We start from the raw sequence: 14,376 nt of genomic DNA on the forward strand, positions 1-14,376 counted from the left end.
TTTATCCTCCGGTAGCGCTCATGAAACGTAAAATTTGTGGCGTTTCATCGAGATTAAAGTGATGTTTCTCAGGTTTAAGTGCGAGCGCTTCAATAATCGCGCTTTGCAATTTTATCGAAGCTTCTGGCATGGTTAAGTCTTTGTGTTCGCGGCGAATGATATGTTTCAGGTTTTTTGAATGTTCGTTGCCTAAGCAAAGTAACAAACGACCCTCGACAGTCAATCTTATTCTATTACAAGTACTGCAGAAATTATGACTATGAGGTGAAATAACGCCAATCTTGTGATCAGATCCGGCCACATGATAGTAGCGAGTGGGACCGCTGGTGGTCATAGTGCTTGGTGTCAGCTCAAAATGCTGGCTTAGTGTGTTTATTACATCGTCACTGGATAAATAGGTGGCGGCACGATTATGGTCGGTGATAATACCAAGTGGCATTTCTTCAATAAAGCTGATGTCCATTTTTCGATCTAGAGCAAACTGAGCCAGATCGTACAGTTCATCGTCGTTATGGCCTTTCAGCATGACACTGTTAATTTTCAAACGTTTAAATGGTAGCTTACTGACAGCGTCGATACCTTGAACGACCTGTTGGAACTTATCTCTACGGGTAAGGGCAAGAAAACGATCCGCTTTTAGTGTGTCTAAGCTGATATTGATGCGTGAGACGCCTGCGTTGAGTAGATCCTGTGCCATTTTATGAAGTTGAGAGCCATTGGTGGTGATGGTCAATTCTTCCAGACCCTCTGTTTTGGCTATTTGCTCTATGGCCCATAAAATATTTTTACGGACTAGAGGCTCACCACCGGTAATGCGGATGCGTTTGGTGCCCATGGATATAAAGGTTTTTGCCACAAACACAATCTCTTCCAAAGACAAAATCTGCTCTCTGGGCAAAAAAGACATCTCTTCGTCCATGCAATAAGTGCAACGAAAATCGCATCGGTCCGTGACGGAAATGCGTAAATAATCAATTTTACGACCAAATGGGTCAATTAACGCGGAAGTAGCCAAGAAGAAAGTCCCCACAAAATAGTCGTCCATAAAAACAAAAAAGCAACGAATTAGCAAAGTCCGAATAAGATTTAGGCAAAAAATGTTCGTTTTTGATCCTCATAAAGATTTCTTATTTTAGACGCGGTATAAATAGCGGCATAATCAGAGTATGTATTTAACGGGAGAAAGTCATGAGTCGAGTGGTCAATCATCTAATTGATCTATTAAAGTTAGAGCGAGTATCTGAGACTCAGTTCATCGGTCGCAGTCAAGACATCGGTTTTCCAAAACTATTTGGTGGTCAGGTGATAGGGCAGGGGCTGAGTGCAGCGACGCAAACAGTTGAAGGACGGTTTCCACATTCATTGCATTGTTATTTTCTAAGGCCCGGAGACTCGGCTCACCCTATCGAATATGACGTTGAAGTGATTAGAGATGGCGGCAGTTTTAGTGTTAGGCGAGTGATCGCTTCTCAGTTTGGTAAAAGTATCTTAGCGATGACGGTATCTTTTCACATCACGGAGGAAGGATTAGACCACCAAGAGGCGATGCCGAATGTACCGGGCCCTGAATCTTTTAAGTCTGAGTTGTCTTTATATCGAGAACACGCGGACGAGATCCCTGCGAAGATTCGTGATTTGTTTACGGCTGATAGGCCGATAGAATATCGTATTGTTGAGAATCAAAACCCGTTCCGTCCTCGCCCTGGCATTGCTAAACGACATATGTGGATCCGCAGTGTTTCGGCTCTCCCTGATGATTCTTTGGTGCATCAGTCTATGTTGGCTTACACAACAGATTACGGATTTATTGAAACCGCCTTGATGCCCCATGGTATTTCTATCGGCCACCCAAGCTTGAATATTGCCAGCCTGGATCACGCGATTTGGTTTCATCGCCCGTTTAGATTGGATGACTGGTTGCTGTACGTGGCCGATTCTCCATCTGCCAGCGCGTCACGAGGGTTTGTGAGAGGTCAGATTTTTAATCGCAAAGGCGAATTGGTTGCATCAACCGCTCAGGAAGGTTTATTACGTTATTCACGTTAACCTTGCGCTGTCGCCCCAATTTGCTTTTTCAACGGTCATGTTGTTTTAACGCCCATAGAATGTGCTCTTTCACTAACTCAGAAGAGTGAGGGAGCGCGCTTTGCAATGTTTGTATGGTGGCTTGATTGGTTGGTGCGTTGCCAAGAGCAACAGCGATGTTTCGGCGCCAATTTTCAAAGCCAGTTCGGCGAATAGGTGAGCCTTCGGTATTTTTTAAAAAGGTGGCTTCATCCCATTCAAACAATTCGATTAGGTTGGCTGAATCTAAATTATGTCTAGGTTGAAAATCGTCTTCTTCAGTGTATTTAGCAAACTTAGTCCAAGGACAAACTAGCTGGCAATCATCGCAACCAAAAATTCGATTGCCCATTTTACTACGCAGCTCTTCAGGGATTGGACCCTTATGCTCAATGGTGAGATAAGAAATGCACTTTCCCGCATCCAAAACCCAAGGTTCAACAAAAGCGTCAGTAGGGCATTGGGTTAAGCACGCGGTACAGCTTCCGCAGTGTCTGCTTTCAGTGGGTTTGTCGACAGGGAGGGGAAGATTGGTGAATATCTCACCCAACAAAAACCAGCTGCCAGCTTTGGGGGTCAATAATAAGGTGTTTTTGCCAATCCAGCCCATGCCGGCTTGCTCGGCAATTTGTCTTTCTAAGATAGGGGCGCTGTCCACGAAGGCTCTGTAGCCATGGTCGCCCACTTTTTCTTCGATTTTCTTGGCTAGTTGAGTAAGGCGTTTACGAATTAATTTATGGTAGTCACGGCCTAAGGCATAGCGGGCAATATAGGCCTTATGCTTGGTTTGTAATCTTTCGACGGTGGCAACCGATTGCGGAAGGTAGTGCATACGTAGGGAAATAACACGGCGAGTGCCTGGGTGTAATTGCTCAGGATAAAAGCGCATGTCGCCATGGTTGGCAAGATAATCCATTCCAGCGTGATATTGGTTATTAAGCCATTGATTAAATTCGTCTTTGTACTGTGCAAGGTCTGGCTCGACAACGCGAGCGTCGGCAAAGCCAAGATCTATAGCCCAAGACTTAATGTCATCAACAAGCGAATTTAGATCATCAGGGCTGGATAAAAACGAAGGAAGCAAGTGGATACCAAAACGTCAGACACTAGGCTAACTTGTAGCCTAGTGTGAGAAAATGAAAAACTAGTATAACTGAGAGTCACCTTTGACGACGTCGATCAAGAGTTTGATAAACATGCGATCCGCCTCTGTGTGCTCTTCTTGGATTTTGATCGTTGTTTGGTTTGATACTTCTTCAGCAATACGCTGATAGGCATTTTGGTCATTGATATTTTCTTTAGCGATACGTACTAAGTCACCAGCAAGCTGAGGATCCATCAACATTTTACGAAAACAGCGTAAAAACTCGTCAATTACACGTTGCTTGTTATGCTCATTAGCCATGGTAAAACTCCTAGTCAAATTATCTCGCTATAACACCATGAAGTGTTTGTTAGAGCAAGTTTTTATCTATATTTTGCAGGCTTTGTATTGACTTAGTCTAAGGGTATAGACAAAATGAAATTACTTAAATTCGACAATACCCCGTCGATAATGTCTTAAACTGTGGGCCACTAGCCCATCTCATCAGCCTAGTTCTGATAAGCACAAGTATAGTCTGGCGCGATACTGCCACATTATGCTTTCCCCTCGCGAAAAAACGCGGGCAGTGTAACAACTGCGAATTCTTGCGTTTGAGTGTTTCCGACTTTTATCTAAATATTCTGTATTTTTAAAAGTTACCTCAGTTAGTTTAGCAAACTTCGTTTTATCAACTTTAATCTATCTGTGTTATGGGGTTACAATGACCCTAACTAATTTTTAAAGACAGATAAATACTTATAGAGGGTAACAAGGTGGAGTTATTATCCGGTGGTGAAATGATCGCCCGCTTCCTCAAAGATGAGGGAGTTGAATATATCTATGGTTATCCAGGTGGCGCTGCGCTTCATATTTACGATGCCTTGCATCGTCAGTCTGATGTAAAGCATGTTCTGGTTAGGCATGAACAAGCGGCAACGCACATGGCGGATGGCTATGCGCGTGCGACGGGCAAAGCGGGTACCGTTCTGGTCACCTCTGGCCCTGGCGCGACCAATACGGTTACCGGTATTGCAACCGCGTACATGGATTCGATCCCCATGGTGGTCATCTGTGGTCAGGTCATGAGCTATTTGATCGGTGAAGATGCTTTCCAAGAAACGGATATGATAGGTGTCTCTCGGCCGATTGTGAAACACAGTTTCACGGTGAAGCATCCTTCTGAAATTCCTATGATCATGAAGAAGGCCTATCATATTGCCAGTACTGGTCGTCCTGGTCCTGTTGTGATCGACGTGCCAAAAGACATGACTATGCCGGGTGATAAATACGAATACAAATACCCAGAATCTGTGTCGATTCGTTCGTATACACCGCCTACAAAAGGTCATAGTGGTCAGATCAAGAAGGCAGTCGATCTATTGCTTGCCGCAAAGCGTCCGATTATTTATGCGGGCGGTGGTGTCATTATGGGTGGCGCTTCTGATTTACTGATTAAACTTGCTAAATCTCTTAACGTGCCGGTCACCAATACTTTGATGGGGCTTGGCTGCTACCCTGGTACAGACAAACAGTTTGTTGGCATGTTGGGTATGCATGGTGCTTATGAAGCGAACATGACCATGCATCATAGTGATGTCATTCTTGCTGTTGGTGCCCGTTTTGATGATCGTGTTACTAATGATCCAGATAAATTTTGCCCTAGTGCAAAAATTATCCATATCGATATAGACCCGGCAGCCATCTCTAAAACCATTCGTTCAGACGTGCCAATTGTTGGTCCAGTTGGTCAGGTGTTAGAAGAGATGCTTTCTTTGGTGGAAGGACAAAGTTCAAATACAGAGGCTTTGGCTGGCTGGTGGAAACAAATTAACGAATGGCGCTTGGTACACGGTGGTCGATATGACACTAGCAGTGACAAGATCAAGCCTCAAGCAGCGATTGAAGCTTGCTGGCGTGCTACTAAAGGCGATGCTTATGTAGCGTCTGATGTGGGTCAGCATCAAATGTTTGCTGCACAATATTATAAATTTGACAAGCCAAACCGTTGGGTTAACTCAGGTGGTCTTGGCACTATGGGCTTTGGTCTACCTGCCGCGATGGGGGTGAAGATGAGCTTCCCTCAAGAAACGGTTGTGTGTGTGACCGGTGAAGGCAGTATTCAGATGAATATTCAAGAGCTTTCAACCTGCTTGCAGTACGGACTGCCCGTGAAAATATTGTGTTTGAATAATGGCTATTTGGGCATGGTTCGCCAATGGCAAGACATGAACTATGAAGGCCGCTACTCGAATTCTTATATGGATTCCTTGCCGGATTTCAAAATACTAATGGATGCTTATCGCCACAAATACGTTGAGATTCGAACCAAAGAAGAACTCGATGCCAAGATGGAAGAAGCGTTTGCAATGACAGATCAGTTGGTCTTCATTAATTGTTACGTAGATCCAGATGAGCATGTGTATCCAATGCAAGTGCCTCGCGGTTCTATGCGTGATATGTTCTTGAGCAAGACGGAGCGAACCTAATATGCGACACATTATTTCTGTATTGATGGAAAACGAGCCAGGTGCTTTGTCGCGAGTAGTTGGTTTGTTCTCACAGCGTAACTTTAACATTGAATCCTTGAACGTAGCGGCCACAGATGATCCTACCTTGTCGAGGCTGACTCTAACAACGTATGGCTCCGACCAAGTTGTTGAGCAGATAACCAAACAGCTTAATAAGCTAATCGACGTTGTTAAGCTGGTGGATTTGACCGAAGGTCAGCATATTGAGCGTGAGTTGATGTTGGTGAAAGTGCGTGCAACCGGTGCTCAACGTGCTGAAGTGAAGCGTACGGTAGACATCTTCCGTGGTAATATTGTTGATATGACACCGTCTATTTATACGATTCAAATCGTTGGTGAATCAGACAAGTTGGATGGATTTATTCAAGCCTTGGGTGGTGCTCATTTGCTTGAAGTGGTTCGTACTGGTGTTTCTGGTATTGCTCGCGGTGAAAAGACACTGTCGCTCTAGTTGCTTAGTAAAAAGACTAAAGCCGCGATTTCTCGCGGTTTTTTTTTGGGTAAATTCAGGATATTGAAAGGTATCAAATGGATAAAACGAATTGGAAGTTACTTAAATTACTGGAAGAAAACGGTCGTTTAACGTTTGCAGAGTTAGGTAAATTGGTCCATCTAACGGCACCAGCGGTGGCTGAGCGAGTTCGTAAATTAGAAGAGTCAGGCATCATTACTGGCTATAAGGCAAAAATTAACCTTGAAAAGATCGGGATTCCGATCACCGCATTGGTTGAGTGTCAGGTCTACCGAGCTAAAGAGCGAGAATTTAAAGCCTTAGTGATGGGCTTGGATGAGGTAGTTGATTGTTTTAATGTAACAGGCCCTTCGGCTTTTGTGTTGCGGGTTGCTGTTGCCTCAATGTCGAAGTTGGACGAGTTATTGGAGAGGCTTATTGATTTAAGCGATACACGTACCATGATGGTCTTGGCACAACCTATCGAAAGAAGTGTACCGCTAAATGTGAATTAATTAGCAGGAGCAACGGGAGCGACGGATTTTAAGTGTTTAGTCGGCCATTGGCTCACCATCATACCGACAAAAATCAATGCGCATCCTGCCAGTTCACGACTAGACAAGGCTTCACTCAAGAGTAACCAGCCACCAATGGCTGCAAATACGGCTTCTGTGGATAAAATAAGCGCTGCTGAGCTAGGTGCGACCTTCTTTTGCCCAAGAGTCTGCAGTGAGTATGCAATGGCAGATGAAGCAATACCCGCATAGACAAGAGGGAGCCAGCTAAGCTGTATTGCTTGCAAAGTGGGCTGTTCAAAACTCAGAGCCATGATCCAAGAGCAGATCGCCACGATGACCAGTTGGATTATTGAGAAGCTAATAATTGGTACTTTCCGAGAATAGAATCCTACAACTAAAACGTGTCCAGCCCAAAAAAATGCTCCAATAAGTTCAATGCCATCGCCTTTTTGAAGAGATAGATTAGGGCCTATAGTCAGTATATATAGGCCAATTAATGCCAATATAATCCCTAACCATGTATTTCTCGCTATAGTGTGCTTTAAAAATAAACTGATAATAGGGACAAATAGCATGTACATGGCCGTGATAAATCCTGCGTTGGCGGCTGTGGTATAAAGTAGACCAACTTGTTGCAACGTTGCTCCTAGAAATAGAATGACGCCAGCGATAGTGCCAGCTTGAATGGTTAAAACAAAATCGGCTTTTCTGTGTCTTTCAAATAGGTAAGCCAGTGGCAGCATTGATAGTGCGGCTAAAGTAAAGCGTGCTGCGTTGAAACTATAAGGGCCTAATGAATCCATTCCTACACTTTGCGCTACGAAGGCGAAGCCCCAAATAATGGCCGTTAGCCATAAAAAACCATGTGAAGTTGTCATGCTTATTTCTCATTGATTAGGTTGAAAATATTGTTAATAAAACAAAGAGAATTTTAGGGTGGCTCTGTCTTCAAAAACAGTGTAATGGATAAGGATGATAGGCTGATCGCTTTTGAAAAAAAGGAAAAGTTATCTTTTTAGCTTAGATTCAAAAGCCTTGCTCTGGCTCTAGTGAACCAGTCTACTGTGAACGAAAAAAAGGTGACACCAAGGTCACCTTTTTAGAAACAATCCGCAATGTCTGTTTTAGCTGTGTTCTTTTAAGAACTCTTCGCTTAGATAAAGCTCTTCATTACTGTTTACTTTCACGTCACGCGTTAGAATCATTTTGGCAATGTCTTGTGCTTCTTCTAAGGAATGCATTTCGTAAGTGCCGCACTGATACTCGTTCAGTTCTGGAATGTCAGATTTTGCTTTTACTTTCAATACGTCTTCCATGGCGGCTTTCCAAGAAGCTGCGACTTTTTCTTCAGAAGGCGTACCGATTAAGCTCATGTAAAAGCCAGTACGGCAACCCATAGGCGAGATGTCGATGATTTCTACATTGTCGCTGTTTAAGTGATCACGCATAAAACCAGCAAACAAATGCTCCAAGGTGTGAATGCCTTTTTCAGAAAGAATCTCTTCATTTGGCACGCAGAAACGTAGGTCAAACACTGTGATGTCATCCCCTTTAGGGGTCGACATAGATTTGGCTACGCGAACCGCGGGTGCATCCATGCGAGTGTGGTCTACACGAAAGCTGTCTAATAGTGGCATATAAATTCTCCTACAAGTGTGCAACGAACGGCCGTTGCTTGATCAGTCATGATGGCAATGGGGTTATTGTACAGGAAGTTTGGAGTACAGGAAGTTTAGAGTATATGAAGATTAGATTCTTCTACAGGGCTCTTGGGTGCTTTCATGTATTCGTAAAGCAGTGCTAGACAAAATACTATCATGGCAAAAAACATACTTTTCCCGATAAAAAACACCATAAAGCCACAACTCAATAAGGCCACCATAGCCAACACCTGTGCAGTTCGATTAACCAGTTTTATGGCGGCGATGCAGGTCAGTGTATAGATGATCAGGAAGCTGCCGTTCGTCATTTCGATAAACCATGCCATTTTCCAGCCTGACAATTCTGAAAACAGAATAGATAACAAAGTAATCACGCCAACCAATAAGACGGCCTTTTCTGGTGCGCCGTTTTTATTAAGACCGATAAAGGTTTTGTGGAGTGCGCCTTGTTGTGCCATAGATTGGACCATACGAGAAAATCCCAATATGTAAATGGCGACATTGGCGAACGCAATAATATAAGCGCCAGCGGCAAAAACTCGGCTACTGGTTTCTCCCATTAACTTACTGACCAAAAGTGCTAAGGATTGGCTGTTTGTCACTTCATCGCCATAAGTATGATGCCAAGCAATTAAGAGTACCAAACTGAGATAAGCTAGAATGACGATGGTGATGCCGCCAAGTAATGCGATAGGAAAGTCGCGAGCCGGGTTTTTAAACTCAGCACCCATGTGGGCCATTACCTCTATGCCTAAAAAACACCAAAAGATAACTCCTGTCGCGTACAAGGTTTGCTGCCATTCAGAGCGTGTGACAGGCGATTCTATTACTTGGCTGGTGGCTTGGATGTCGCCAATAAAGCAAAGCCATAAAATGGTCGCAATCATCACTAGAACGATGCCGGTTTGGAAACGAGCGGACGTCTGCATGCCAACAATTGCGAAGACGAGCATCCCGGCTAGCGTTATTAAACTAAATACAAGGATCCATTGATCGGATGTTTTAAAGATAATAGCCAAATATGCCGCAGCAACTTTAATAGCCACCGCCGGGCCGACTAGTAAAATACTCAAAAACAACCAGCCCACAGCTTTTTCATAGCGTGACCCAAATGCTCGGCCTATGTAATGTGATGCACCCCCCGCAGAGGGGTATCTAGCCCCAAGCAGCGCAAATATCAACGCAATTGGAATGATCATAACGGCGGTAATAAGCCACGCATAAAAAGCAAAGGAACCCGCCTGTGTCACAGACATGGCAGGTAATATCATTAGCCCAGTACCAATAAAGGTTGTCACCGTCATTGCCATGCCTTGAATGGGACCAAGTGTTTTTTGGTATTGTGTCATTTGTTTGCCTTTATCCAGCTGTTTTTTGTTGTGGCTAAGGATAAGATAACCGCAAGAAGAATACCTCATACAAACTGTCCTTATTCGAGCGCATTTTGTCGGTATGACCAGCAATTTGAATTATGTTTAGTGAGAGAGGAAAGCAGGGTGCCAGATCACTATGATCAAAAAATTTTAGCCCTATTAGTAGAAGACGCACGACTCTCTGTGTCGGATATTAGTCGGCAGGTGAACTTGTCTCGTTCTGCTGTCACAGAGCGAATTCGTCGAATGGAAGACAATCGTACTATCACGGGTTATCACGCCCATACGTCGATTTCCAAGTCTGAAGGGGTAACGGCGTATCTTGCGCTAACATTCAGACCTTTATCGTGTGATCTTGTTCAGCCTTTAATCGATGCGATCCCAGAGGTGAAGTTGGCTCATTCTATTAGTGGAGATTTAGACCTACTGCTCCTTGTCCAGGCCAGTTCAATGACGCGTTTAAATGTGATTCGAGGGGAAATAGATCTCTGGCCAAATCTCGATAAAGTGGTAACGCACATGTGTTTGGCTAATCGATTGGATCGCTGGTAAGCAATCGTCGGTCTTTGAATGTATTTTAGCCAGGATTATTGGAAAGCTTATGCCCGTTTGTAGGTGTTCGCTTTGTGTAGGTAAAAGATTCCACGCTGATGTGTTAAACTGCACTGAATATGAAAAAGCTGTGGTTTAGAGTTCGAGGTCATACTAGAAAAGACTCCAATGTCAGGCATTTAGTTTGTTTAATGCTGTCTGGCTAGTGACACAAGGAGCTGACTCTCGACGAAGATGAATAACATTATTATTGATAGGATATTTGACAATATGAGTCGATCAGAAGATTTGTACGCAAGAGCTCAACATCGTATTCCAGGAGGCGTTAACTCTCCGGTTCGTGCGTTTAATGGTGTAGGCGGTACGCCCGTTTTTTTTCAGCGTGGTGAAGGTGCTTATGTCTATGATGAAGACAAGAATCGCTATATTGATTATGTAGGGTCTTGGGGGCCCATGATCTTAGGTCATAATCACCCAGATGTTTTAAATGCGGTTAGACAGCAGCTTGATTTTGGTTTGAGTTTTGGGGCTCCGACGGAAGTTGAGATTACTATGGCAGAGAAGGTCTGTGAGCTGGTTCCCTCCATGGATATGGTCCGTATGGTGAACTCGGGCACAGAAGCAACAATGAGTGCCATTCGCCTAGCGCGCGGCTACACAGGGCGCGATAAAATAGTGAAGTTTGAAGGCTGTTATCACGGCCATTCAGATTCCTTGTTAGTAAAAGCGGGGTCCGGTGCCTTGACCTTAGGTGTACCCAACTCTCCTGGCGTGCCAGCGGATTTGGCCAAACATACTATCACATTACAATACAACGATATTGAAGAGGTAAAACAGTGCTTCGCGGATATGGGTGATCAAATTGCTTGTATTATCGTTGAGCCTGTTGCGGGCAATATGAACTGTATTTTACCTGTTGAGGGATTTCTCGAAACATTGCGAGAAGTGTGTGACGAATCAGGTGCAGTCCTCATTTTTGATGAGGTAATGACGGGATTCCGTATCGCGCTCGGTGGTGCTCAGGCACACTTTGGTATTGTTCCAGATTTAACTACCTTGGGTAAGGTGATTGGGGCAGGTATGCCGGTAGGTGCTTTTGGTGGGAAGCGAGCCATTATGGAATGCATTTCTCCACTTGGACCTGTGTATCAGGCGGGAACCCTATCTGGAAATCCCGTTGCTATGGTAGCCGGTTTGGCGGTGCTGAATAAAATCAGCGAGGAAGGATTTCATCAAACGCTGGGTGCAAAAGCAGAGCGATTGGTTACTGGGTTAAAAGCGGCGGCAGACGAAGCAGGGGTGCCGTTTTGTGTGGTGAGCGTTGGTGGTATGTTTGGTTTCTTTTTTACCGAGGCTGAGGCCGTGACAGGTTTTGCTGAGGTCCAGCGTTGTGATCTTTCCCGTTTTAAAGCCTTCTTTCATTACATGCTAGAAGAAGGCATCTATCTAGCGCCAGCCGCTTTTGAAGCGGGTTTTATTTCTCAAGCTCATACGGAAGAAGACATTGACTATACGATCGCGGCTGCAAAACGCTCTTTTGCTAAGCTAACGTAATCTATTTTTTACAAAGAAGGTTTAAGTATGCCGACAGATGATCTCAATGATGTGAAATCAGATGATGCTGAAGTAGATAATCATGATGAAAGAAAACAACCTCACAAGGGGGTTTATCTTTTACCAAATTTATTTACAACAGCCGCGTTATTTTCAGGCTTTTATTCTATCGTTGCAGCAATGAATGGCAATTTTAGTAATGCGGCCGTCGCTATTTTTATCGCAATGGTTTTGGATGGTTTAGACGGTCGTGTTGCGCGTTTGACTCATACACAAAGTGCCTTTGGCGCGGAATACGATTCGCTTTCAGATATGGTGTCTTTTGGTATAGCGCCAGCCTTGGTGGCTTTTTCGTGGTCATTAGCGCCACTTGGCAAGGTAGGTTGGATCGCCGCGTTTATTTATGCGGTAGGTGCTGCGCTCAGGTTGGCGCGTTTTAATACCATGGTAGGTATAGAGGAGAAGCGTTATTTCACTGGATTGCCAAGTCCAGCGGCGGCAGCGATAGTGGCAGGTATCATTTGGGTTGCGAGCGATAAAGGTGTGTCGGGCGAAAGTCTGGCTACATTAATGGCTTTATTAATGCCAATTATCGGTCTTTTAATGGTGAGCAATGTTAAGTATCGAAGCTTTAAGGATCTAGATTTAAAAGGAAAAGTGTCTTTTGTTGTCTTATTGATTGCGGTTTTGGCTCTGGTTTTTGTGGCATTAGAGCCAGCCTTTGTGTTGATGACAGTGTTTTGTCTATACGGACTCTGGGGGCCATTGGGTACTGTTTTTAAACAGTTGCGCTAGTACATTAATAGTATTTGCACGTTGTTTGTTGAACTACCAGCGCATCCTCTTGTCACTTACAGTATCAGAAAAAGAGGATGCGTTATGCTAATTCGTAATAAGAAATCGTCCGACTGCACAGAATCCGAAATTACAGACCGTTCCATTTACCTCAATCGTCGTCAATTCATGAAAGTGACTGGCGGTGTTGCTTTGGGCGTGGGGGGAATTGGTCAAGTTTCAGCGGCTCTACAGCAAGGTAACCCTTTATCTCCCTCCAATAATATTGCGACATCATTTAAAAACATCATAGAAACCCCTTATGGAAAAGAAGAGAAGATCTCTCCCTTCGATGTGGCTTCTTCTTACAATAATTTCTATGAGTTTGGTTATGGCAAGAGTGACCCTAAAGACAAATCATCGGGCTTCAAGACGACGCCATGGACTATTTCGGTAGAAGGTGAGGCGGGAAAAACAGGTGTTTTTGATTTAGACGATATTATAAGAGAGTCCTTGCTTGAAGAGCGCATCTACCGACTTAGGTGTGTTGAAGCTTGGTCAATGGTCATTCCTTGGGTTGGTGTACCTTTGGCGACTATCTTGAAACGTTTTGAGCCTAATTCAAACGCAAAGTATGTGTATTTTGAAACCTTGTATGATCCAAAACAAATGCCAGGTCAAAAAGGGGGAGGGATAGATTGGCCATATCGTGAGGCCTTGCGTATTGATGAGGCAATGAATCCACTAGCCTTCTTGGCTGTTGGTATGTACGGCAGTATTTTACCAAACCAAAATGGTGCGCCAGTGCGTCTGGTTCTCCCTTGGAAGTATGGTTTCAAAAGTATCAAGTCGATTGTTACTATCCGTTTTGTAGAAACCATGCCTAAAACTACATGGAGTATGTTGGCGCCGCAAGAATACGGTTTTTATGCAAATGTTAACCCTGATGTGGACCATCCTCGTTGGTCGCAAAAACAAGAGCGGCGTTTACCCGGTGGTGTTCTATTTCCTAATGTCATTGAAACAAAAATGTTTAATGGCTACGAAGAAGAGGTTGGGTCATTGTATGCAGGTATGGACCTGAAAAGGTTTTATTAATATGGCAGGGTTCTGGGATAGAAGAGAAAAGCCGTTTATTCTGGTTTTGTTTGCTTTGCCGTTTTTGTGGATGTTTATCTCCTTATTGTTGGGGCAGTACTTCCCCGATCCTGGTAAGTTGTTGATGAGATTGAGCGGTATTTGGGCGTCCATTTTTGTTGTCGCGGTCATGGCTATGACATTGGTTGGTAAAATAGAGGCGTTTAGGTTTATCAATCGCTATCGTCGCTTCATTGGCTTGACAGCCTTCTTTTACGCTTTACTTCATTTTGTAATTTACTTGGTATTATTTGCTGGTTTGAGTTGGACTTGGATAAGTTCTGATCTAGTTGAAAAGCCATATATTTATATGGGTAGCTTAGCGTTAGTTGTTATGTTGGTTTTGGCCACTACAAGTACAAGATCAATGATGCGAAGGTTAGGTAAGAAATGGAAGCCACTTCATCGCTCTATGTACCTTGCTGCAATTGCTGTGATGGCGCACCTATGGTGGCAAGTTAAAGACGATATCTCATTGGCGGTCTACTTTTCTGTACTATTAGTCCCTCTGTTGGCTATTAAAATAGCGGCTCTACCAGTGTTTAAGAATTTTATTGGAAAAAATAAAAATAATGCTTGCGCTAAAAAATAAAGACTGTACTATACGCCTCCACTGACACGGAGAACGATGCAAACAAGAGTTTGCACTTACAAAAGTAAGTAAGTTGAACGAAGTATCA

The 14,376-nt window shown here is 43.8% G+C and carries 15 protein-coding genes; 9 read left to right on the forward strand and 6 right to left on the reverse strand.

Annotated features, from left to right (window positions below; translation table 11 throughout):
* Window position 1 precedes the first annotated feature (1 nt).
* Window positions 2–1,015 (reverse strand): GTP 3',8-cyclase MoaA, encoded by a 1,014-nt coding sequence (gene moaA / locus EBI00_RS13230; protein ID WP_241557038.1) that lies wholly within the window; start codon window positions 1,013–1,015, stop codon window positions 2–4.
* Between the two features lie 173 nt (window positions 1,016–1,188).
* Between moaA and EBI00_RS13235 the strand changes: the two genes are divergently transcribed.
* Complete coding sequence (locus EBI00_RS13235) at window positions 1,189–2,046, forward strand: acyl-CoA thioesterase (protein WP_123096418.1); 858 nt, start codon at window positions 1,189–1,191, stop codon at window positions 2,044–2,046.
* A gap of 28 nt (window positions 2,047–2,074) precedes the next feature.
* On the opposite strand, the gene queG is transcribed toward EBI00_RS13235, so the two are convergent.
* Together queG and EBI00_RS13245 are read right to left on the reverse strand one after the other, a co-directional pair.
* Window positions 2,075–3,148 carry a tRNA epoxyqueuosine(34) reductase QueG gene (gene queG, locus EBI00_RS13240; RefSeq protein WP_123096419.1) on the reverse strand — a complete coding sequence of 358 codons (1,074 nt, stop codon included), beginning with the start codon at window positions 3,146–3,148 and terminating at the stop codon, window positions 2,075–2,077.
* 60 nt (window positions 3,149–3,208) lie between these two features.
* Window positions 3,209–3,469, reverse strand: a complete 261-nt coding sequence (locus tag EBI00_RS13245) for a hypothetical protein (RefSeq protein WP_123096420.1) — start codon at window positions 3,467–3,469, stop codon at window positions 3,209–3,211.
* Between the two features lie 452 nt (window positions 3,470–3,921).
* Here EBI00_RS13245 and EBI00_RS13250 point away from each other — a divergent pair, with 452 nt between their 5' ends.
* The 3 genes from EBI00_RS13250 to EBI00_RS13260 all read left to right on the forward strand — a co-directional run bounded on the left by EBI00_RS13250 (window position 3,922) and on the right by EBI00_RS13260 (window position 6,642).
* Complete coding sequence (locus EBI00_RS13250) at window positions 3,922–5,634, forward strand: acetolactate synthase 3 large subunit (RefSeq protein WP_123096421.1); 1,713 nt, start codon at window positions 3,922–3,924, stop codon at window positions 5,632–5,634.
* Window position 5,635: 1 nt separating this feature from the next.
* The gene (gene ilvN, locus EBI00_RS13255) at window positions 5,636–6,127 is read left to right on the forward strand and encodes an acetolactate synthase small subunit (RefSeq protein ID WP_123096422.1); all 492 of its coding nucleotides are present in this window, start codon (window positions 5,636–5,638) and stop codon (window positions 6,125–6,127) included.
* Window positions 6,128–6,204: 77 nt separating this feature from the next.
* The gene (locus EBI00_RS13260) at window positions 6,205–6,642 is read left to right on the forward strand and encodes an Lrp/AsnC family transcriptional regulator (protein WP_123096423.1); all 438 of its coding nucleotides are present in this window, start codon (window positions 6,205–6,207) and stop codon (window positions 6,640–6,642) included.
* Here the strand turns inward: EBI00_RS13260 and EBI00_RS13265 are convergent.
* From EBI00_RS13265 to yjeH, 3 genes are all read right to left on the reverse strand, one after another.
* Complete coding sequence (locus EBI00_RS13265; protein WP_123096424.1) at window positions 6,639–7,523, reverse strand: DMT family transporter; 885 nt, start codon at window positions 7,521–7,523, stop codon at window positions 6,639–6,641. The two genes, EBI00_RS13260 and EBI00_RS13265, sit on opposite strands and share 4 nt — an antisense overlap.
* A 246-nt stretch (window positions 7,524–7,769) precedes the next feature.
* Window positions 7,770–8,282 (reverse strand): S-ribosylhomocysteine lyase, encoded by a 513-nt coding sequence (gene luxS, locus EBI00_RS13270; protein ID WP_123096425.1) that lies wholly within the window; start codon window positions 8,280–8,282, stop codon window positions 7,770–7,772.
* A 95-nt stretch (window positions 8,283–8,377) separates the two neighbouring features.
* Window positions 8,378–9,724 (reverse strand): L-methionine/branched-chain amino acid transporter, encoded by a 1,347-nt coding sequence (gene yjeH / locus EBI00_RS13275; protein ID WP_241557039.1) that lies wholly within the window; start codon window positions 9,722–9,724, stop codon window positions 8,378–8,380.
* 78 nt (window positions 9,725–9,802) lie between these two features.
* On the opposite strand from yjeH, the gene EBI00_RS13280 reads away from it, so the two are divergent.
* The 5 genes from EBI00_RS13280 (at window position 9,803) to EBI00_RS13300 (ending at window position 14,288) form a co-directional block, all read left to right on the forward strand.
* The gene (locus EBI00_RS13280; RefSeq protein ID WP_123096426.1) at window positions 9,803–10,231 is read left to right on the forward strand and encodes an Lrp/AsnC family transcriptional regulator; all 429 of its coding nucleotides are present in this window, start codon (window positions 9,803–9,805) and stop codon (window positions 10,229–10,231) included.
* A 270-nt stretch (window positions 10,232–10,501) separates the two neighbouring features.
* On the forward strand, window positions 10,502–11,785 hold the full coding sequence (gene hemL, locus EBI00_RS13285) for a glutamate-1-semialdehyde 2,1-aminomutase (protein ID WP_123096435.1): 1,284 nt from the start codon (window positions 10,502–10,504) through the stop codon (window positions 11,783–11,785).
* Between the two features lie 27 nt (window positions 11,786–11,812).
* Window positions 11,813–12,580, forward strand: a complete 768-nt coding sequence (pssA, locus tag EBI00_RS13290; protein WP_123096427.1) for a CDP-diacylglycerol--serine O-phosphatidyltransferase — start codon at window positions 11,813–11,815, stop codon at window positions 12,578–12,580.
* An 84-nt stretch (window positions 12,581–12,664) separates the two neighbouring features.
* Window positions 12,665–13,657: a protein-methionine-sulfoxide reductase catalytic subunit MsrP gene (gene msrP / locus EBI00_RS13295; protein WP_123096428.1), complete on the forward strand. Its 993-nt coding sequence runs from the start codon at window positions 12,665–12,667 to the stop codon at window positions 13,655–13,657.
* Between the two features lies 1 nt (window position 13,658).
* Window positions 13,659–14,288 (forward strand): protein-methionine-sulfoxide reductase heme-binding subunit MsrQ, encoded by a 630-nt coding sequence (locus EBI00_RS13300; RefSeq protein WP_241557040.1) that lies wholly within the window; start codon window positions 13,659–13,661, stop codon window positions 14,286–14,288.
* Window positions 14,289–14,376 lie beyond the last annotated feature (88 nt).

Source organism: Marinomonas hwangdonensis (genome assembly GCF_003721245.1).
Lineage (GTDB): Bacteria > Pseudomonadota > Gammaproteobacteria > Pseudomonadales > Marinomonadaceae > Marinomonas > Marinomonas hwangdonensis.

Excerpts from the sequence above, each read along its gene's own strand:
- EBI00_RS13260 (WP_123096423.1), top strand. The coding sequence starts at position 6,205 with ATGGATAAAACGAATTGGAAGTTACTTAAATTACTGGAAGAAAACGGT.
- luxS (WP_123096425.1), bottom strand. The coding sequence starts at position 8,282 with ATGCCACTATTAGACAGCTTTCGTGTAGACCACACTCGCATGGATGCA.
- pssA (WP_123096427.1), top strand. The coding sequence starts at position 11,813 with ATGCCGACAGATGATCTCAATGATGTGAAATCAGATGATGCTGAAGTA.
- msrP (WP_123096428.1), top strand. The coding sequence starts at position 12,665 with ATGCTAATTCGTAATAAGAAATCGTCCGACTGCACAGAATCCGAAATT.
- EBI00_RS13235 (WP_123096418.1), top strand. The coding sequence starts at position 1,189 with ATGAGTCGAGTGGTCAATCATCTAATTGATCTATTAAAGTTAGAGCGA.
- ilvN (WP_123096422.1), top strand. The coding sequence starts at position 5,636 with ATGCGACACATTATTTCTGTATTGATGGAAAACGAGCCAGGTGCTTTG.
- hemL (WP_123096435.1), top strand. The coding sequence starts at position 10,502 with ATGAGTCGATCAGAAGATTTGTACGCAAGAGCTCAACATCGTATTCCA.
- EBI00_RS13300 (WP_241557040.1), top strand. The coding sequence starts at position 13,659 with ATGGCAGGGTTCTGGGATAGAAGAGAAAAGCCGTTTATTCTGGTTTTG.
- EBI00_RS13265 (WP_123096424.1), bottom strand. The coding sequence starts at position 7,523 with ATGACAACTTCACATGGTTTTTTATGGCTAACGGCCATTATTTGGGGC.
- EBI00_RS13245 (WP_123096420.1), bottom strand. The coding sequence starts at position 3,469 with ATGGCTAATGAGCATAACAAGCAACGTGTAATTGACGAGTTTTTACGC.
- yjeH (WP_241557039.1), bottom strand. The coding sequence starts at position 9,724 with ATGAGGTATTCTTCTTGCGGTTATCTTATCCTTAGCCACAACAAAAAA.